Origin of the sequence: Vibrio glycogenivorans (assembly GCF_051660965.1) — a bacterium.
Lineage (GTDB): Bacteria > Pseudomonadota > Gammaproteobacteria > Enterobacterales > Vibrionaceae > Vibrio.
The window spans coordinates 259964-281090 of record NZ_JBPVIS010000003.1 but is presented as its reverse complement, the minus strand read 5'-3'; the positions used below and the strand labels follow the sequence as shown (position 1 = coordinate 281090).

14 protein-coding genes are annotated in these 21127 nt (G+C 46.8%); 9 read left to right on the top strand and 5 right to left on the bottom strand.

What is annotated here, in order from left to right:
- The first annotated feature begins 38 nt into the window (after positions 1-38).
- The 3 genes from ACSTTG_RS09275 to ACSTTG_RS09265 all read left to right on the top strand — a co-directional run bounded on the left by ACSTTG_RS09275 (position 39) and on the right by ACSTTG_RS09265 (position 3056).
- Entirely contained in the window at positions 39-899 is an 861-nt protein-coding gene (locus tag ACSTTG_RS09275; protein ID WP_438474583.1) for a peptidylprolyl isomerase, read from the top strand.
- Entirely contained in the window at positions 892-1845 is a 954-nt protein-coding gene (locus ACSTTG_RS09270; RefSeq protein WP_438474582.1) for a HupE/UreJ family protein, read from the top strand. The genes ACSTTG_RS09275 and ACSTTG_RS09270 overlap by 8 nt, the downstream gene beginning before the upstream one ends.
- A 185-nt stretch (positions 1846-2030) precedes the next feature.
- Complete coding sequence (locus ACSTTG_RS09265; protein WP_438474581.1) at positions 2031-3056, top strand: DUF2860 family protein; 1026 nt, start codon at positions 2031-2033, stop codon at positions 3054-3056.
- Positions 3057-3286: 230 nt separating this feature from the next.
- On the opposite strand, the gene ACSTTG_RS09260 is transcribed toward ACSTTG_RS09265, so the two are convergent.
- Genes ACSTTG_RS09260 through ACSTTG_RS09250 form a run of 3 tightly spaced genes read right to left on the bottom strand, consistent with a single transcriptional unit; the run spans position 3287 to position 6812 of the window.
- Complete coding sequence (locus ACSTTG_RS09260; protein WP_438474580.1) at positions 3287-4294, bottom strand: Ldh family oxidoreductase; 1008 nt, start codon at positions 4292-4294, stop codon at positions 3287-3289.
- An 18-nt stretch (positions 4295-4312) separates the two neighbouring features.
- Positions 4313-5329, bottom strand: a complete 1017-nt coding sequence (locus ACSTTG_RS09255; protein ID WP_438474579.1) for a zinc-binding alcohol dehydrogenase family protein — start codon at positions 5327-5329, stop codon at positions 4313-4315.
- Positions 5330-5351: 22 nt separating this feature from the next.
- A complete protein-coding gene (locus ACSTTG_RS09250; protein WP_438474577.1) occupies positions 5352-6812 on the bottom strand; it encodes a mannitol dehydrogenase family protein in 1461 nt (486 codons plus the stop codon).
- 353 nt (positions 6813-7165) lie between these two features.
- On the opposite strand from ACSTTG_RS09250, the gene ACSTTG_RS09245 reads away from it, so the two are divergent.
- From ACSTTG_RS09245 to ACSTTG_RS09225, 5 genes are all read left to right on the top strand, one after another.
- Complete coding sequence (locus ACSTTG_RS09245; protein WP_438474576.1) at positions 7166-8131, top strand: sugar kinase; 966 nt, start codon at positions 7166-7168, stop codon at positions 8129-8131.
- A 9-nt stretch (positions 8132-8140) separates the two neighbouring features.
- On the top strand, positions 8141-8764 hold the full coding sequence (locus ACSTTG_RS09240) for a bifunctional 4-hydroxy-2-oxoglutarate aldolase/2-dehydro-3-deoxy-phosphogluconate aldolase (RefSeq protein ID WP_438458736.1): 624 nt from the start codon (positions 8141-8143) through the stop codon (positions 8762-8764).
- Positions 8765-8781: 17 nt separating this feature from the next.
- Complete coding sequence (locus ACSTTG_RS09235) at positions 8782-9870, top strand: 3,6-anhydro-alpha-L-galactonate cycloisomerase (RefSeq protein ID WP_438474575.1); 1089 nt, start codon at positions 8782-8784, stop codon at positions 9868-9870.
- A gap of 750 nt (positions 9871-10620) precedes the next feature.
- Positions 10621-12531: a sulfatase-like hydrolase/transferase gene (locus ACSTTG_RS09230; protein WP_438474574.1), complete on the top strand. Its 1911-nt coding sequence runs from the start codon at positions 10621-10623 to the stop codon at positions 12529-12531.
- A gap of 651 nt (positions 12532-13182) precedes the next feature.
- A complete protein-coding gene (locus tag ACSTTG_RS09225) occupies positions 13183-15093 on the top strand; it encodes a sulfatase-like hydrolase/transferase (RefSeq protein ID WP_438474573.1) in 1911 nt (636 codons plus the stop codon).
- A gap of 202 nt (positions 15094-15295) precedes the next feature.
- Here ACSTTG_RS09225 and ACSTTG_RS09220 read toward each other — a convergent pair whose 3' ends face one another.
- Positions 15296-17530: a beta-galactosidase gene (locus ACSTTG_RS09220; protein WP_438474572.1), complete on the bottom strand. Its 2235-nt coding sequence runs from the start codon at positions 17528-17530 to the stop codon at positions 15296-15298.
- Positions 17531-17817: 287 nt separating this feature from the next.
- Between ACSTTG_RS09220 and ACSTTG_RS09215 the strand changes: the two genes are divergently transcribed.
- Positions 17818-18576 carry an FCD domain-containing protein gene (locus tag ACSTTG_RS09215; RefSeq protein WP_438458741.1) on the top strand — a complete coding sequence of 253 codons (759 nt, stop codon included), beginning with the start codon at positions 17818-17820 and terminating at the stop codon, positions 18574-18576.
- A 95-nt stretch (positions 18577-18671) separates the two neighbouring features.
- Here the strand turns inward: ACSTTG_RS09215 and ACSTTG_RS09210 are convergent, their stop codons facing one another.
- Positions 18672-21011, bottom strand: a complete 2340-nt coding sequence (locus ACSTTG_RS09210; protein WP_438474571.1) for a beta-galactosidase — start codon at positions 21009-21011, stop codon at positions 18672-18674.
- Positions 21012-21127: the final 116 nt, after the last annotated feature.

The following is a 21127-nucleotide window of genomic DNA, read 5'->3' as shown; positions in this document are numbered from 1 at the left end:
AGCAGCCCTAGGGGCTGCTCTGTATACAGAGTTACAAGATGAAAACAAACACTACTTTTGCCACTTTTTTTGGCCTCTCGTTCCTTTACTGCGTTGCAGACTACCATTTGGCACAAATTGAAAATACGATTGTGATTGACGATCGAAGTGTTTATGACTTTCTTTACCATGATTTAGAGATCACAAACCAGTCGGGCTTTGAGAATGTTCTTAATGGTTTAGACCATGACGGGCAAAAGCGCCTGTTTAATACACTGGTGACCAATGAAGTGCTTTACGACTATGGTAAACGAGCAGGTTTGGGTGAAGATGATAATGATATCAAGACCATTATTATCGATAAGGCGCAGAATGCGATAGAGATGAGGCTGCTCGCTGAGATTGATTTGAGTGAGCGGGAAGTACACAACTACTACGCAAACAACTTAGACAAATACGTAGATGAGGCGACCATAAATCTTGAGCTGATAAATTTGTCTAGTCCCTCTCAGGATACGGTTGAAAGCTTGCTGCTAGAGTTAGCGCAAACACCTAGCATTGCCGCTGATGACATCTCAGATGTAGAGCACATGCCCACCGTTTTTCATCAGGCTGATGAATCTAGACTCAGAGCGATATTTGGAACACAGATTCAGCAGCAAATTTTTGCGGATGCAAGCGTCCCTCACCGATTAAACGAGTGGCAAGCTGGGTTTGAGACACGCTTTGGCTACCATTTATACCGCGTCACGGATTATCAGCCGAGAGTACCCGTTCCTTTTCACCAGATTAAAGAACAGGTGGCGAACGAGTTACTGATGTCTACGTTGTCGGTTCGGTACCAACAAGAACTCCAAGCCATGACTGATAACTTTGATGTGACTTATGATCTTGAGCTAAGCGGTGAGCCAGATGTTTAAGCGTGTCTTCCTCTCTCTAGTATGTCTAGTATCTCTTTGGCCGGGTATAGTCACAGCTCATACGCTCGACTCGATGTTTATTTCAATTTCAGAGCCAGAGGAGCATGTGTATCGGGTGGTCGTGACACCAAGTAGTAAAGGCGACAATGGCAATACACCGAGTCTAGTGTTTCCGGCATTTTGTCAAAATGAATCGCTGCTTCCGGACTATTACCTTCTCAGTTGCACCGAGTCTTTGGTCGGTAATGAGGTGGCGGTAGAGTATGTTATTCAAAACTTGCACGTCAACATTGTAGTTAATTACCTTAATAGGCATGGGCAAAGCTCGGTTATAGAGACCAAGCATGCCGATCACTTCACTCTCACTGAACAGGCACAAACGACGGAGGCTTTCTCCTTCAAAACAGGCTTTGTTCATATGTTGTCGGGTATCGAGCATGTATTTTTAGTGCTTATGATTGTTCTCTTGTATCAAACTACGGTTAAATTAGTAAAGGCAGTCAGTCTTTTTACCGCTTCGCACCTGTTGTCAATGCTAGTTGCTCCTTGGCTGTATGGAATAATATCGAGCGATGCCGCCTCGTTTGCTATTTATCTGAGCTTGGTGCTTATGACCTATCAGAGCATTCAATATCAGCAAAAACATCGTGTGCCCATTTATTTGTTTATCGTCTTAGGCATGTTCCATGGTATAGCTATGTACGGTGCGGTTGCAGAGACGCAAGTTGCTGAACATAGTGCCGTCGAATTGTTCTATTTTAACCTTGGTATTGAAACGGCACAGTTGTCACTCTTAGCGGTGGTTCTCGTTATCGCAAAGGTTGCTCGTTCCTTTCAGTTTTCATTGCAAGATGTTGAGCAGAACATACAGTTGGCAAAATACAGCATTGCGCTGTTGAGTTGCTATTGGCTCACTGACCACCTGTTCTCGAGGCTGGTGGTATAAAACAGCCTCGGCTTTTGGTGTTGAGGTTAAAAAAATAGATAAGACAGGCTTTTTTGCAATGGAAACGATGCGCTAAGCTAAGCAGTAGCCGCCAGCAACAGGCGCTGATTTGATCACCTAGTGACAGTTTAATTGCCTATACTACGAGGGTTAATGATAACTGTCACAGTATGGGGGAGTTCATGGTGAATTATAAAATTTGCTTAGCTTTTGTGTTGTTCATGTCCGCCTTCGGCACCTTAGCGTCTACTATCAACCCCATACCGAGTAAGCCTGGCTTCAGCGGTGTGGTTGGTGGTGGGGCCGCTTACTTTCATGTTGAATCTAACTTTATTGGCGGCAATCGTTTTGTTGACCTTGATAATGAACAGGTGTCGAGCCTAAGCTCCTCCCCAAGCAGTGAAGCAAGCTTTTCGCCCGATATCCAACTTGATATTCGATATACCTTTAGTGATGGCAAGACGCAGATATTTGCGGGTAATGCGCTGGCCGACTTGGTTCGCCTCGACCTTTCACAGCAGTTGGGCATTAAGCATAAGTTAGATGGGCTAGGGACCTTATCTGCAAGCTACCTATTTTCTACCATACCAACTGAAGTCTGGGAGGACCCGTTCTTAGTCGGGGAAAAAAGAAAGCGTTCTAATCGCGATTCTAGCGGCTTTAAAGTGGCGTGGGATGATATATTCCAAGCGCCTATCGGTGTGGCTTACACCTATCGTAATGTCGATATAGACCAAGAACGCAGTGGGGAAGCATTGGTGAACCTGGGTCGATTGAATTCGACACAGCAAAACAAGCTAAATAGAGAAGGGGCTATTCACCGCTTGGAGGTGTTATCTCTGTTAGATATCGCCCCCAATCAGAAGGTGTCACCGGAATTTACCTACACCCGCTTTGACAGTGATGGTGCCGCCGCCTCATCAGACAGTTACCAATTTCAACTCTCATACTTGTATGTCGATAACGATTACTCATGGGTAGTGACCTCTTTTGTGTCCCAGCGAGACTACGATGAGGCCAATCCAATATTTGACAAAAAACCGGACACTTTCGGCTTTGGATTAAGCAGCTCAGTATTTATCCGCAATCTATTTCCCGATCCGAACGTCGATTTGCTGTTTGGTGTAGCTTGGGTAAACGGCGATTCAGATGTCAACTTCTACGACAGCGAAATCATCGCAGGAAACGCATCAGTACTATATCGGTTCTAGCATAGGGATAATTGGAAAGGAACTCCTCTTACATAATTGGAGTTACAAAATGAAAAGGCATCGAATCTAGAGGCACGTGAAGCCTTAAAACAAGAATCGAGAAGCTACAGCGATCGTCCTCGCCTCTCGCCTCTCGCTTCTCGAATCAAAAAAAAAAGCTGCGGCCCGAGACTATCAACGAGCTGCAGCAATGCTTAACTAACAATGGAGAGGATAGTTAAAAGGAGAATCTAGCTTACAAGGTAATCGTAAACACCTTGTGCGACTGGGATACCATTCGCTTCGCACTGAGCCTTGTACTCCACTTGTGGATCGTTTGGCGCACGAACCTTATCAACACCAGGTACTGGACGTACTGCGCGAAGCTCTTGCATCATCACAGCCATTGTTGTTGAGAATAGCGGCGTGCCTAGACGAGTTGGGTCGATAACGATCACAAGGCTTGCTAGCTTACGCATCTTGTCGTATTCGCCGTACATACGCGTGATGTGGTTACCGAAGTTTGCTCCCATCAAGACGCCAGTCAGAGCGTCGATTGCCAGCGCGATACCAGAACCTTTGTGAGCACCAAATGGTAGAAGGTTTTCAACTTGGTGTGGATCGGTTGTTTGATGACCATCTTTATCGATAGCTAGACCTTCACCAATTTGTTGACCCGTCTCTTTAGCATGTAGAAGCTTACCAAACGCTGTTGCACTGGTTGCCATATCAACGATCATTGGGTGTGAACCCTCTACCGGGAAACCAAACGCAATTGGGTTAGTACCAAGGAAACGCTCAGCGCCCCCGTGTGGTGCTACACAGGTGTCAGTTTGCGTCATCGCAATTGCGATCATGCCTTTCGACGTTGCCTGTTCCATAAAGTAAGATAGGGCACCACAGTGAGAAGTGTTTTTCACGCTCACAAAACCAAGACCTGTTTCAGCCGCCATCTCGATGCCGTGCTTAGTCGCAGCAATCAGTGCAGAGTGACCCATACCATCATCAGAATCGAGTACAGCTACTGACGGTGAAACCTGTTCGATGCTGAACTCAGCGCTCTTGTTAAGGCCGCCTGCCGCGATACGTGTGCAGTAGTGCTCAACGCGCATAACACCGTGAGAGTGAACGCCAGTTTTATCAGCGTGTACCAGTACATCAGTCACTTCCTGAGCGGTGCTTTGGTCAAGACCAGCGGCAGTGAGTTTTTTCAGTGCCAATTCGCGTAGATCGGCTTCTTTTACATTTACAGTTGTCATAATACTTGTCCTAATCCTTTAGAAGTTAATCACGCCTTTAACCAAGTCACGGTTCTCTACAACGTCTTGCTTGTAGGTGTTGCCGAAAGTTTGGAAGTCGTAGTCTTTGTTTTTCATGATGTCTTGAGAAATTTTTCCTGCCGCCATCAGTTCAATGACTTTTTCAAAGTCTTGGCGAGTAGCATTACGACTACTTAGTAGCGTGGTCTCTTTCTTATGGAACGTTGGATCGTCAAGGACCAAGTCACCAATATATAGGCCAATGAAGACAATCTTGCCGCCATGGCGGATCAGTTCAACACTGCGGCTCATTGAGCCTTTGTTGCCCGTTGCATCAAGCACTGTGCATGGTAGGCGACCGCCAAACGCGTCTTTAAGCGCTGCTTCATAGCCTTCTTCCAATGGGTTTAGTGCTGGCACGTTTAATTTAGTTTCAACGTGCTCACGGCGACCTGCGTCAACGTCTGCTACCGCGACGCTAGCGCCTTCCGCTTTTGCGATGGCAGCTGCAGCAAGACCGATTGGGCCTGAGCCGACAACAAGGACATTGTTTCCTGGGCGAACTTCAGCGCGACGAACGGCATGGGCACTGATAGCGAAACATTCAACCAGAGAGCCCTCAGAGGCAGAAACATTGTCTGGCAGTTTGACTAGGTTGTCTTCGTAAACCGCGAGGTACTCAGAGAAACCACCGTCTTGGTGCACGCCGTAAAGCGATACATTCTCACAGCAGTTAGTTTTGCCTTCTTCACATGCTGCACATTCGCCACATGGGATACAAGGGATGACTGAGAAACGCTCACCAGCTTGCGCCGTTTTACATGCTTCACCCACTTTCTCAGCTGTACCACAAATTTCGTGACCAAGTACGCGTGGGTAAGAGAAGAATGGTTGACGACCCGCGTAAGCGTGGATGTCGGTACCACAGATACCAACCGCATTGATCTTTAGTAGTACTTCGTTTGCCTCGATAGTCGGAATATCGCGTTCGATGTATTCGATCGAGTTTGGTTCGTTACAAATTAGAGTTTTCATTGTTTCAATCCTGGAATTCAAATTACTGAGTTAGCTCGGCAAACATCTGCTTGATGCCGTTCTCTTCAATGCGTTCAAATGCACTCAGTGTCTGTTGCTTAAATAATTTGTGTTGTTCTGCGTTGTCGCCGAAGACTTTCTCGACTTTTAATAGCTCGTTGGCCATCTCAAGTTTGGTTGCTGTACCTTTTACAATCTCAGCGAAGGTATCAGCCAGTGGGTCAACCAATTCGCTACCGGTTTGTACTGCGTTGATCACAAAGTGCATCCAACCTGCGATAAGCACTGGCAGGCAACGTGTGGCAATGCCGCGCTCGTGAAGCGTTAGGAATGGATCAACGGCGCGTTGTGGCAGTTTTTGTGAACCGTCCATCGCGATTTGACCAGTTTTGTGCTTGATATTCTGGTTACTAAAGCGGGCAACAAGAAGCTCTGCATACTCATCAAGGTCAACGCTTAGGCTTGGGTTAAGTGACTTGGCCTGCTCTTCTTTCATCAGGGATAGCGTGACATCGCGCAGTTGTGAGTCTTGCATACACTGATAGATGAACTCGTAGCCCGCTAGCGTGCCGTTGTAAGCAAGGAATGAGTGGCTGCCGTTTAGCATGCGCAGTTTCATTTCTTCATAGGGCAGTACATCTTCAACGAGCATCGCGCCAGCTGCATCCCAATCTGGGCGACCCGCAACGAAGTTGTCTTCGACTACCCACTGACGGAAGTCTTCACATACCACGCCACAAGGGTCACGGTAACCAGTTTCTTGCTCGATAACATCAAACTGATCTGGTGTCATTGCTGGAACAATTCGGTCAACCATAGTGCTTGGGAATGAGGCATTGCTCTCAATCCAGCCTTTGAGTTCAGGGCTGCACAACTCAGCGAACTCTAGAACTGCATCGCGAGTTAAATGACCGTTTTCAGGAATGTTGTCACAAGACAGGACGCTAAATGCCGGTAGACCCGCTTCTTGGCGAAGTCTTAACGCCTCAGTGATCAGGCCAATAGCCGATTGCGGTGCTTGTGGCTGTTGTAAATCGTGTGCGATAAGCGGGTTGTTCACATCTAGACGACGTGATTGTGGGTCAACACAGTAGCCTTTTTCGGTGATAGTGAGAGAAACGATTTTGACTTGCGGTTCAAGTAGCTTATCGATTGCCGCTTGGATACCGGTATCCGGTGTGTGAATTGATTCTGTTACGGTACGAACTAAGCGAGTTTCTGTTTCTGTTGCCGACTTTTCTACAACGGTGAATAGACCTTGTTGTGCGTTCAAATCGTTAATCAGATCAGAAGGGCCAAACATATTGATCTCACAAATGCCCCAGCGAGAGCCTGTGATGTCATTCGTTAAATCGTTGTAAACAGCTTGATGTCCGCGGTGAAACGCCCCAAAACCGATATGCACGATGTCTGTTGTTAATTCTTCACGAGCATACGTTGTTTGGGTGGTATATCTCGCTTTTTCAATATCTAAACTGTTCATGTTCAACCTTCAGAGTTAATTGATTAACCAATGCCTAGATTTATACTGTTCAATCAGACTGATTTCAGTGACCAAAATCACACATAAGCGACCAGATGTCAAATACTGGTTAACCAAATCTGTATTTTAGTGTTTTTTGTGATGGTGGTATCGTTTTCAAACAATGTTATTGAGGTTAAAAAATAGCCTGTAACGCCGATTTTGCTTATGAATAGGAAATGTGATCTGAGTTGGTAAATCTTATGTGTAATTGGTTGACCATAGTGGTGTTGTTACTTACTATTTGTGCTAAGTGGTTGCCATTTAGGTATTTGGCGCCGAAATGTTTAAGATTGTCGAGATAGAACTGACAGATGAAGGGAGAGATAGACTCGATGGACAGCACAGGATTTAGCGAAATTCTCAGCTTTGGTGAGCCAATGTTTGAGTTCAGCCAAGTGGCTCAGGCCGGTAGTGGTTCTGCAGACTTTTTAAGCGGGTTTGGTGGTGATGCCTCTAACTTTGCGATTGCTGCAGCGCGTCAAGGCGCGTCAGTGGGTATGTTGACTCAACTGGGTGATGATGAGTTTGGTAAGCGCTTCTTGGAGTTGTGGCAAGAGCAAGGTGTTGATGCAAAAGCAGTAAAAACGCTACCGGGCGTTGCAACAGGCGTGTACTTTATTACTCACGATGAGGACGGTCACCACTTCTCTTTCTTGCGTAAAAACTCAGCAGCAAGCCGTATCACACCGGCAGATTTGCCACAACAGGCGATTGCCAACGCTAAACTGCTGCATGTTACCGCAATCACTCAAGCGATCAGCGACTCTAGCTGTGATTCTGTCTTTGCGGCAATCGAGACAGCCAAACAAAATGGCACATTAGTTTCCTACGACACCAACTTGCGTCTTAAGTTGTGGTCACTGCAACGCGCGCGCGCAATTATCAATGAAACAGCATCATTGGTTGATATCTGTTTCCCAAGCTTAGATGAAGCACGATTGGTAACGGGCCTTGAGCAACCAGACGACATTATCGACTACTACCTAAAACAGGGTGCCAAAGTAGTTGTGCTTAAGCAAGGTGGTGACGGCGCTACGGTTGCTGATGGTAATCAACGCCATTTTGTTCGTCCGCACAAGGTAACACCGGTTGATGCAACTGCGGCAGGCGATTCGTTTGCGGGTTCATTCTGTACCCACTTTGTTAACGGCGAACCGCTCGAAAAATGTTTGGCTTATGCCAATGCAACGGCATCAATCACGATCACAGGCTATGGTGCGGTCGCGCCACTACCAACGTTTGAACAAGTACTGGCAAGACTCGCAGAAGCAAAATAAGGGACTATGATGAACGATTTAAATCAACGCTTGGCGGAATTGAAAGTAGTTCCAGTCATTGCACTGGACAATGCAGAAGATATCCTTCCTTTAGGTAAGCAATTGGCTGAAAACGGCCTGCCTGTTGCTGAGATCACTTTCCGCTCAGATGCGGCGGCGGAATCTATCCGTTTATTGCGTAAAGCTTACCCAGAAATGCTGATTGGCGCTGGCACAGTATTGAATGAAGCTCAAGTAATCGAAGCAAAAGAGGCAGGTGCCGACTTTATTGTTTCTCCAGGCTTGAACCCGAGCACAGTAAAAGCTAGTCAAAAACATAATATTACTATCATCCCAGGTGTGAATAACCCTTCTTTGGTTGAGCAGGCACTCGAGCTTGGCATCGACACGGTGAAGTTTTTCCCAGCAGAGGCATCTGGCGGTCTTGCGATGTTGAAATCACTGCTTGGTCCTTACCAACAGATCAAGGTGATGCCAACAGGTGGCGTGAGCCCAAAAAATATCCACGATTATCTAGCACTGCCTGCCGTACTGGCCTGCGGCGGTACTTGGATGGTTGATAAATCACTGATCAACGATGGCGCTTGGGATGAAATCGGTCGTCTCGTGCGTGAAATCGTCGCTAACGTTTAAGACAGGTAGTAGTAGTAATGAACACAGCAATTAAGAATATTGAAACCAAACTGTTTAAGATCCCGTTGAAAGAGATCTTGTCCGATGCTAAACACGGCGATCATGACCACTTCGAACTGATCACCACAACCATTACATTGGAAGATGGTTCACAGGGTACTGGTTACACCTACACTGGCGGTAAAGGTGGTTACTCAATCAAGGCAATGCTTGAGCATGACATCCAGCCACACTTGATTGGCAAAGATGCCACTCAAATCGAAGAGATCTACGACTTTATGGAGTGGCATATCCACTACGTAGGTCGTGGTGGTATCTCTACCTTTGCAATGTCATCGGTGGATATTGCCCTTTGGGATCTGAAAGGTAAGCGTGAAGGTCTACCACTGTGGAAAATGGCGGGTGGCAAAAACAACACCTGTAAGGCTTACTGCGGCGGCATCGACCTGCAGTTCCCACTAGAGAAACTGCTGAACAATATCCGCGGTTACCTTGAGAGTGGTTTTAACGCTGTTAAGATCAAGATCGGTCGACCAAATATGCAAGAGGATATCGATCGCATCAAGGCGGTACGCGAACTAATTGGCCCTGACATCACGTTTATGATTGATGCCAACTACTCGTTGACTGTCGAGCAAGCTATTGAACTTGCAAAAGCAGTAGAGCAGTACGATATCACTTGGTTTGAAGAGCCAACACTGCCAGATGACTACAAAGGCTTTGCTAAGATCGCGGAAAACACCAGTATTCCTTTGGCAATGGGTGAGAACCTGCATACTATCCATGAGTTTGGTTACGCGATGGATCAGGCAAAACTTGGTTTCTGTCAGCCTGACGCATCAAACTGTGGTGGTATCACGGGTTGGTTGAAAGCCGCTGATTTGATCACCGAAAACAACATACCAGTCTGTACCCACGGTATGCAGGAACTGCACGTTAGCTTGGTTTCTGCTTTCGATACCGGTTGGCTAGAAGTTCATAGCTTCCCGATTGATGAATACACCAAACGACCACTAGTAGTTGAAAACTTCCGTGCGGTTGCATCGGATGAGCCAGGTATTGGTGTGGAGTTCGATTGGGATAAGATTGCTCAGTACGAAGTCTAATATTGCAGTGCCCATTACAAAAAACGACCCTAAATAGGGTCGTTTTTTTTAGGGGCGGGGTGCGAGTTACACTCCGTTCCGAGGTGCGAGTAACCCACCATTTGCGATAAGTCCTCGCACCCCGTAGGGCATAGCCCGCCCCCGTACCTCGCCCCTTTGGTTCACAATAAAATGTTGACCGAAGTTTGCATGATGTTAACCAAATCACGGTAAATTGAGCGACCAATTGCTATTATTGCATTTAGTGAAGTGGGTGGTACGGACTTCTTAGCTCAGCTAAGCGTATTTGTGGTGTACATCACTTCCATAATCGGTTAGCCGCCGATTTAAATGTTACCGGTGAAATTGCACTTGGTAGCGAAAAAAACCGCAACAAGGACGTTCGTTTTTTCTTGATTGGCTGAGGTAAAACTAAAGAAAAGACACCCCTTCGGTGAGCAAGGTAACAGTCAATGATTATCTCTGTATTGATACTAGGAAGGTAGCAGCAGGGTTAACAGTTACGAAGAAGAGTCACTGAAGGTAAGACGAAAGATTCTCGTCTGAAAAATCAACAGTTGCCATCTTTAAACTGCGTTAAGCAGTCAACGTTAAGTTGGTTTAACTATGGCTGACATATTCAAATCGATTCGTCATTTAGCAAAATAGTTATGTTCGTTTCACGTGTCAGTCGCCCCACTATTTTACAAGTCCATTTGGGCTTTTCTAGGAAGAAGTTTTCATTTTAGTGTTCAACTAATGGTTAGAAATATGGATAAAAAACTTTTAGCGAAAACAATGCAAGTGATGTTTGCAACCGCGGTCATTTCGGGTTGTAGTCAAAGCGTTGATAACAGTAATCTACAGGCAAAAGCGGAGTCTTTTGACTCGCAAACGGGTCCTAACATCTTATGGATCATCACCGATGACCAGCGACCAGACTCAATCAGTGCCTATAACCAAGTGATGTACGGCACCAAAAACAGCCCTCTGGGTTATGTTGAATCGCCAAACGTTGACCAATTAGCCAAAGAAGGGGTTCTTTTTACTAACGCGAATAGTAACTCTCCAGTTTGTGGTCCTTCTCGTGGCTCAATGTTGTCGGGTCGTTATCCATTCCGTAACGGTCACTATGCCTTTGAGTTGACACACCAAAATCCTGACTTTGTCAGACCAACAATTTCAGAGTCTATCCGTGATGCGGGCTACCAAACCTCAGTATTTGGTAAGGAAGACTCGTACATTTTCAAATGGGGACCAGGCCAAGGCTTCCATGACGCTGGTCTTTTCGACTATAAAGTTCACTTTAAATCAGACCTTCAAGCCAACGGCATTGGGGATCTATTCACCAAGGTTCAATGGGGTCACAATGATTCTGGTGAGTTTGTTAACCAAGGCTTGACGGAGACAGTACTTTACCCGGACGGGACGAAGAAGACCTATTTCCTCAAACGGAATAATGAACCGTTAACGGAAGAGGATATTAGAGCTAAAGAAGAGGTCAACGAAGAGTTCGAAATTTTACGCGCTTATACGCGTTGGAACACGGACCTGATTTTGGGTGGTGAAAACCCTCAACCAGCTGACGAAACGGTAGATGCGTACATTGTAAAAGAGTTCCAAGCTTACCTAGACAACGCTGACAAACGCTTCAGAACCAGCTTTGGTAAGCTTGCGCAGGGTGCGGATTCTAGTAAGCCACAGTATCTTCAGCTTGGTTTCCATTTGCCACATACACCAGTACTGCCACCTAAAGAGATCCGTGATCGCTTTAAGCAGCACACATACAACATTCCTGAGTACGATCGCTCAGAGACAGAGTTGCTGCCAGATCAGCTAAAAGCCGTACAAAAAACGGGTGATATTTACCCAATGACCTACGAAGAGAAACAGCAAGCTATTCAAGACTACTACGCGTTCGCGGCGCATGGTGATGACTTGATTGGTAAAGCAGTTGAAACCTTCAAGAGATACAGTGAAGAGAATGGTCAAGAGTATCTGATCATCTTTACCATTGGCGATCACGGCTGGCACTTAGGCGAGCAAGGTCAAATGGCGAAGTTTGGCCCGTGGCTACAGTCAGTAGGTAACGCAGCTATCGTTGTGTCTTCGGATAAATCACTGATCCCAGAAGGTAAAGTGTATAAAGACTTCATCGAATACGTTGACTTTGGTCCCACCGCTCTTGATGCTGCAGGTGTAGATATTAACGATAGCCAGTTTGATTACCTAGATGGTTACAGCCTGTTTGATGTTTATCATGAGCGTCTACCAAAACGTGAATACGTTCTAGGTGAAGCGAACGTTATCTCAGGACCTCGTGCTTACCTGCACACCGAGCGTTTCCGCTTCTCTATGCGCACTCGTCCATTCAGTAACTGGGTGAATGAATCGCAGCTAGGCCAAGACCTTAAGTGGGTACTGGAAACGACGCCAGAAAAAGCAGAGATGGCACTGTATGACTTGGCTCACGATCCACTAGAGCAGAAGAACGTTGCCTACGATCCAGAGTACGCAGCGCTGGCTGACTGGTTTAGAACTAAGCTGGGTAACATCGCAGTAGGTGATGGCCGTGCCGAAGCAGACTGGTCAAAAGCCAATAGCTACCACATCAGTGATTTCGCTCAAGGCGCAGACGATAAAGTCGCTGACATTCCAGCAGATATTATTCCTGCTATCTAAGTGCTCCTTTATTAGTACTCTTTAGCCCCACTTGTGTAAAAACTCGTGGGGCTTTCTTCTTTAAACGGCAGAATCGAGAGTCGAGATCGGACTTCGTCCTGCGAGTACGCTACGCTCGAGGTGGTGAAACACTTGACAGTGGTAGTCTGAGTTGGAAGATTTTCTCGCTTCTCGCTTCTCGCTTCTCGCTTCTCGCTTCTCGCTTCTCGCTTCTCGCTTCTCGCTTCTCGCTTCTCGCTTCTCGCTTCTCGCTTCTCGCTTCTCGCTTCTCGCTTCTCGCCCGGGACAAAAAAGTCAATTTGATGTCATTGCTGTTAACCCAATCACGGTAAATTGGATTACCAATTGTTAGTATGGTTTTAGCTGAACTGCAAAATGCTATAATTGAATTATGCATCTGTATAGGAGCCTCTTCTAAGGCGAATAAAATCAGGAGTCGGTCCGCACATACCGGCTCGTGGGGTATTCACTTGGGTGATAAAAGAGGAAAAGGGCAGGCATAAAGGGATTTTGAGGGTTACATCGTTCAGGTAGTGAGGTGAGAATCGAGGTTTCTCTATCTTTCGCATCAAGTCTGTTGGCTTCCAATGGTTAGGAGCGTTCAGGCACATCGATCTTTTTGAATTCAGTCAAAAACTCATGGTTAGTTATATGAACAAAAAAATATTAGCGACAACAATGCAACTGCTGTGTGCTACGACCGTCCTGTCCGGTTGTACTCAGGGCGTTGAGCCAACCAATCTGCAAGCGAAAGCAGAGACATTTGAATCTCAGGCAGAGGCACCACTGGCACCCAATGTGCTTTGGATCATCACTGATGACCATAGACCTGACTCTATAAGTGCTTACAACCAAATCGTTTACGGCACGGAACATAGCCCGCTTGGTTATGTTGAATCACCTAATATTGACCAATTAGCCAAAGAGGGCACCTTCTTTGTGCATGCAAATAGTAATGCACCGGTTTGTGGCCCATCTCGTGGCTCTTTGGCGACGGGGCGTTATCCATTTAGAAATGGGCATTATGCGTTTGAGTTAACACACCAAAATCCAGATTTTATAACGCCAACTGTAAGTCAAACCTTGCGTGACGCTGGTTACCAGACCTCTCTGTACGGAAAAGATGGCTCGTACATCTTCGCCTGGGGGCCGGGTCAAGGTTTTAATAGCGCAGGCCTGTTCGATCACTATGTTAACTTTAAAGCTGACTTACTTCATAACGGCATCGGCGACCTCTATACTAAAGTAGAGCGGGGGGAGAATTTTACCCAACTTGGTGTTACCGAAACCATTCTGATGCCTGATGGCTCGAAAAAGACATACTATATATCAAGAAAAGACAGTGATTTAACCGAGGAAGACAAACAAAAACTCGCCGAGGTGGATGAGGAGTTTGATATTCTCCGCTCGTACACCCGTGGCAACCCTACGCTCATACTGGGCGGAGAAAATCCACGTCCTGCGGGTGACACCATCGATGGGATCCTGATTAAAGAGATGATTAGCTATATCGACAATGCTGATCAACGCTACAAAACCAGCTATGGCAAGCGATTAAACGGCGCGGATACATCGAAGCCGCAATTTGTACAAATCAGTTTGCCGCTTCCTCATACACCAGTCTTGCCACCAAAAGAGTTCCGTGATCGCTTTAAGCAGCACACATATACAATTCCGGAGTATGACCGCTCTGAAACTGAACTGTTGCCTGAACAGCTAAAACGCGTGCAAAAAGCCGGTGATACCCACCCGATGACATACGAAGAGAAGCAGCAAGCGATCCAAGATTACTATGCGTTTACTGCCTATGGTGATGACCTAATTGGACAAGCTGTCGATGCCTTCAAGCAGTACAGTGAAGAAAATGGTCAAGAGTACCTGATCATCTTTACCATTGGTGACCACGGTTGGCACCTAGGTGAGCAGGGAATCATGGCCAAGTTTGGTCAGTGGAAGCAGTCGGTGGCGAACGCGGCTATCGTTGTTGCCTCGGACAAGTCGCTGATCCCGGCTGGCAAGGTGTACTCGGATATGGTTGAGTATGTCGACTTTGCACCAACTATTCTTGATTTTGCCGGGGTTGACCATACGAAGGAAGAGTTTGATTATCTTGATGGTTACAGCCTGTTTGATGTTTACCATGAAAGACTGCCTAAACGTGATTATGTGCTTGGTGAGGCCAATGTAATCTCAGGCCCTCGTGCATACCTTCACACAGACCGCTTCCGCTTCTCGATGCGTACTCGTCCTTTCAACAACTGGGTTAAAGAAGACCAGCTTGGTAAAGATATGAAATGGGCACTGGAAACGACAGCAGAAAAAGCAGAAATGGCGCTCTATGATTTAGAGACCGACCCACTTGAGCAAAAGAATGTCGCGTACGATCCGGAGTATGTAGAGCTAGCGGACTGGTTCAGAAACAAACTCGGTAATATCGTGCTTGGTGATGGCCGCGTCGAAGCCGACTGGTCTAAAGGCAATAGCTTCCACATCAGTACCTTTAGCGAAGGTGCGGATGACAAGGTTGCCGACATCCCAGTGAAATTGATACCTGCGTCCTGAGATCCAAGAATTGAAAGTCAATAAGTAATTAACAATAGCCCCGATTGTGCAAGCAAACGGGGCTTTTTTTTAAGAGGCGAGAGTCTAGAAGCGAGAATCGAGATTCGTCAACTTCAACATTGGCGTAAATAGATGAGTCTGATCTTTATGCTAAAAAAATACCCGAGCTGTGCTCGGGTATATGGTAGTAATAACCTAATTATTACTTGTAGCGACGTTTGTACATTGAGCTGTGTAGGCGCTTGGCAGCGTCTGTCATCGCTTCGTATGGCACGTCAGCGGTTGAGACGAAACCAACGTTGTAGTTTTCGCCATCGTATGAGCGGCCAGTGATTGGTGAGTCAAGGTATTGGAACCAGTGAGCACCAACGAAGTATGGGTTATCGATGACAGAGTGCATGTAGGTTTCGTACATCTCACCACGCTCTTGTTGGTTGTCAGCGGTGACCAATCCAGGGTGATAGAAACCGACATCTTTCGAGCCGATATGGAACTCACCGATGATGCTTGGCATATCCACTTCCTCTAGGAATGTCCAGGCGGCAGGGTGAAGACCTTCTTTGTACCAGTTGTAGCTCACAACGTCACAGTATTTCGCTGCAGCACGAACCACATCTGGGGTCATCCCCCAATCGGCAAAGCGACAACCTAGGTATAGGTGGTTTGGTAGCTCTGCTTTGAGTGCTTCACGCACCACTTTGAAGTACTGACTTGCAAACGCTTCTAGCAAGATGCCGTAGTCAGCAAGCTGTGCTTCGTTGTGCTCAAGATCTTTAACGCCATGAGCAATCACTTGCCATGAGTCGTAATTAGTGCCCCAGCTTTGGTTTAGTGCCTCAATGGTAGTGTACTTTTCAGTTAACACTGACATAAACTCGACTTTAGCTGGGCAATCGGCAACGTCGCGACCTAGGGTGTGGATAGCAATACCATGCTGACCCGCGATGGTGCCCATACGACCCCAGCTCTTCTCATTGTCGATAAAGATACCCACACACCAAGGCGTGTCTTGGATCTCTTCACGAACTTGCTTGACGGTGGCTTCAGCGCGCTCTTTAAACACAGGATCAAATGGGTCAGGGATTGGTGCCCAGAAGTCATCGCCACTACTTACGGTCTTGAAGTTACCGATAATCCAACCGTTAGCGAAGAATGGGATCTTCTCATTTGAGTAGTACTCAGGCGCAGTCCAGTTACCTAGCGAGGTAAAGCCCCAGTTCAGCATACGGTCCATAGTGACTTCACGCCATTTTGCCATGTAGTCTTCGCCGTATTTACGCTGCAGGTTTGCCGCGTAGAAACTGAAGGTTTCACCTTGGTCTAGAGCACCTTCAAAGTTTTCGCGCATGTACGCATAGTGCTGGCCTAGTGGCTCATCGTAGCTTGGTAGCCATTGGAAGCAGTCGCGGCGGATATCACTGCCCACAAACGCGGTTCTTTTAGCTTCCATTGAGACTTCAAACTTCTCAATTGAATCTTCAGGGGTGAGGTCATCAGGCGAGCGCTGCTCAACCAGTGAGTGGTCGTAGTCAACACCTGTTTGAGTGTAAGCGTTAGCAAGGCGAATAATATCGATACCAGTGGCAAAGTAAGGGTAGCCTTCTGGGTCAACCAGTGACCACTTGCCATCAATTTTTTCGGTGCGGAAGAAGCCAGTTGCTTCATAACGCTTGCCCTCGATGTAGCCACCAAAACGCGAACGATCTGGCATTGCGCCTTCTTTTAGCTGCTGCAACTCACGAGCCGTGCGCTCAGCCAACTCTTTATCGTTATGAACCTTTTCTGCGTACTCGGCCGCAGCATTTTGACCGTATTGGTCAATCACATTAGTTAGGAACGATGGGTTAATTTCTGGGTTGAGCATTAGGCGGAAGTTTGAGTACTCCAGCTCGTGGTCGATCATGGTGCCTTGAACGCTAAGCTCGATGCGAGCAATGCTGCTCAAATCAATGTTCATTTCGCCCCACATCCAGGTGGCATAAACAAACGGGCTATCCCAAGGTGCTGGGTTTGAACGCAGGCCAGAATAGTAGTTGGTCTTACCTTTGAGTAGCTCACCTTTGAGCTCAATCATGTAGGTCTGGCTTGAATTACCCGCGACATTAACACAGCGGCTGTGCATCTCGCCTTTTTCGTTAAAGATGTTGATAAACAATTGGGTAGAGCGCGATTGAAGATTATCGACATCAAAGGCGAAACAGAAGTTCGGCATTGCACTCCAGTCCCATGTTTCACCCTCGACAGGCTCAAGAAACACAGAGGTGTACATATTTTCTTTACTGTGACACTTCGCGTTAAGCTTCGCAGCAGGCGTCATGCTTGCGTCGACGTTGTTGAAGCGGAATGCTGAGGGTAGGGTATCAGCGTTGAAGTCGAAAAGTGCTACCGAGCGATCGTGCTCTGAATACTCAACGATATCCTTAATGGTTGGTTTCATTGTTATAACTCTCATCTAAGACAAATCCTTACCCTACTTTAAGGCTAATATCTCTCTTTGTTAACCAATTATTTATCCTGTTCAACCAATATATGATCGCTCTCTCACTCTATTGGTGAATTTATCAAGCTCAAAAGTGGGACTGTAAACGATAACCTACAGATCTAGCGCAAAATCCCATTGCTCACTACTGTTAGTTCGATTGGTGTACTGGTATACTGAATAAACTTTGCGAAAATAATGAATATAATAGGACTAAAGGTCCGGGTCTGAATTGGGTTGTAAATATGAAGCAAACAACAAAGCGCCGTTACTACGACATTGGTCTACAAATCGAAGAGCTACTCTATTCAGGTGTCTTCAAGGCGGGAGAGCGCCTTCCATCTGAGCGTGAATTGAGTGAGCGATTCGAGACCAGTCGTGCAACTATCCGCGAGGCGATCATCATGCTTGAGCTTAAAGGGCTCGTGGTGGTGCGTCAGGGTGCCGGCATTTATTTTATCGATTCCCCAGAGAAAATCACGCACAGAACCATTGTTCCGCACAATGATGTTGGTCCATTTGAGTTGCTGCAGGCGCGCCAAATTATTGAGAGCAACATTGCTTCTTTTGCTGCGACTCAGATTAAGATCAACGAATTACGTGATCTTAAACGCGTGCTGAACGAGCAAGAGCAGGAACTTAATGGTGATAGCGAGCGCTTTGAGGATCTGGACCGTCAGTTCCACACTCTGATTGCTGAATCAACGCAAAACCGCGTTCTGATCAATCAAGCCAATGAGATGTGGCGCAGTGTACGAACGCAAAACCCGTTGTGGAAAGCGTTGAACGATAAATATCTGCACGAAACGAGTCTGCGCCAAACTTGGATTGATGACCATAAAAAAGTGTTCATGGCTCTGCAAAGACGTAATCCCGAAGAAGCAAAACAAGCGATTTGGGATCACTTAGAGAACAGTAAGCAAGAGCTGCTGAAGATTGCCAGCTCAGGTGACGTTGAAGCAGACTTAGATGACTACTTCTTCGCGATGGATCTCGAAATCTAGGCGCTAGCCGAATTTAAAGGCATTGTTAGCATAGCGTTAGGACAAATAGTAAAACAGGCCACTCAACGAGTGGCCTGTTTTTTATTGCCTGATGTCTATTTCAGATCACCATAACGGTTTTCATACAACGCAGCGTGGAACTGTTTTGCGGCATCAACCAGCTCTTGATACGGAGTATCAGTAACCGTGACGAAGCCATTGTTGTAGTTCTCACCATCGAAAGCACGTCCGGTCACCGGTGAATCAAGGTACTGGAACCAGTGAGCGCCAACAAAGTACGGATTGTTAATCACGCTGTGCATGTAGTGCTGGAACATGTCCGCACGCCATTGTTGTGACTCGCCACTGATAGGGCCAGGGTGGAACATGCCACTGTCCATAGCGCCGAAGGCAAACTCACCGATAAAGAGTGGCTTGTCGTACTCGGCCATCTTGTCCCAGTCACCTTTTGATTCGAGATCGTAAGCGTAGTGGTTGACGGACATGATATCGACATAATGACTTGCAGCATTTGCCGCTTCATGCGTGAGTCCCCAATCAGCGAAACGTGAACCCAAGAACATGTGGTTTGGCATCTGCGCTTCAAGTTCACTGTGCAGCACATCGAAGTAGGCATCCGCATGCAAGCTCAAGAATAGCGAGAAGTCCTCTTTGATGGCGTCATTGTAATCGCCAGAGAAGTTATAGCCGTTAGCCAGTGCATTCCAATTGACGAACTCTTCACCCCAAGCCTGGTTGAGTGCATCGATATCGCTGTATTTGGTCTTAAGCGCAACCATGTAGGCAGCCTTACCTGCGCTCTCTTTCGCATCAAGACGCAATGCGCCGATAGCCAGCTTGTAGTGTTCATTATCTGAGCTTGAGTTACCCCAGCTTAGCTCGTTCTCAACAAAGACACCGATACACCACGGTGACTCATCAACGTCTTTGGCGATCTTATCCACCATCCTACGCACTGATTGGCGGAACTCAGGGTCAAATGGGTCGTGCATGGCCCACCAAACATCATTGTCTGTCGCGATGCGCTGGTGGTGACCGGTGATCCAGCCGTGAGCGGTATAAGGCACTTTAGTGTTCGAGAAGTAGCCAGTGTCTGACCAGTTACCCAGTGAGGTAAAGCCCCAATCCATCATGCGGGCAAGGACAAGATCACGCCATGTATCAACCGCCGTATCGAACGAATCATGGGCGAATTTACGTTGCAGGTTCGCCGCGTAGAAGGAGAACACTTCACCATGCTCGAGTGGGCCTGCGTGGATCATCTTACTGTACTGGTATGATTGCGCTAGTGGGTCATTGTAGTCAGGTAGCCAAGAGAACATATTGTTACGCAGTTCAGCTTGGGTGGTTCTTTCCCCTTTGCGCTCGAGGTAAGGTGTAGTTGCGATCTCGCTTGGCTCCATCAGCGCAGGATCAGGCCTCTCGATGCTGTTAATGGCTTTACCCGTTGTGGTATAGGTGTCGTCCAAGCGGATATTATCAAGGCCAGTAGCAAAGTAGAGGTAACCGTCAGGATCGACAATAGCCCATTTACCTTTAATTTTTTCAGTTCGGAAGTAGCCGGTCGCTTCCAGTTGTGGGCCGTCTTTCCAGCCGCCATAGACTGAGCGATCCGCCATTAGCGATGCATTTTTGATGAGGTCAAGATCTTGCTGGGCACGCTCTTGGAGTTGCTCATCGCTAGTGACTCGGTCTTTCCAGGTTGAGCCAGCAAATTGACCGTATTTATCGACCACGTTTTCAAAACGTTTGGTATCAGCTGCTAGGTTGGGTAGGAGGAAAATATTTGAGATCTCGAGGCTTGATTCGTTCTGCGGATCAAACTGATAGAGACGGAAACTGGTGATGTTGCTGGTGTTGAGTGTTTCTTCACCCCAAGCAAAACCAAACTGTTGAGGCTGACCAGGCTTGCTTGGCGGCATGCCGCGCATCCCTTCACTAAAGTGTTTCTCAAGGTTTTGTAACGTAAAGTAGAAAGTGCCGCTATCTCCAGGTGAAAGCTGAACATAGCCGGTACGTGCGCTCATCGAGCCGTTAGGCTTAAAGCCATCATCGACGCGGATGTAGAGCTGAGTTGGCTTTTCACCGGTGTAGGTCATTTCAAACCCGAGCGTAAAATCACCATGCTCGCTCCAATCCCAAGCGTCAGGAGTAGAGAACACAATGCCTGGGAACTTATTTTTGTTGCCGTAGTTGACTTGAAGAACCTTGCTATCGCCTCTTTCAACAAGCTCGATCTGTGAGCCGTTATGGCTCTCAATGATGCTAAGATCCCCATCGCTAAAGCTGTGAATCGGTGCGATGATTTGTGCAGCGCTTGCTTGAGCAGCGGCCGGGCTAGCATCTGCAAGCGAACTGCTAGCCGCTTGCGCATGCCCCATACTCAAAAGAATGCCTGAAATCATTAAAGACAGTGCTGATTTTCTAATTTTCACCTAAGACTCCTTGCGAAAATTGCATTGGTTAGTGAAAGGATATTATTGGACTAATATGTTCCAATATAGATTAACCAATAATTGAGTTTAGGTTGTTTTTGATTACCGAATTTGTG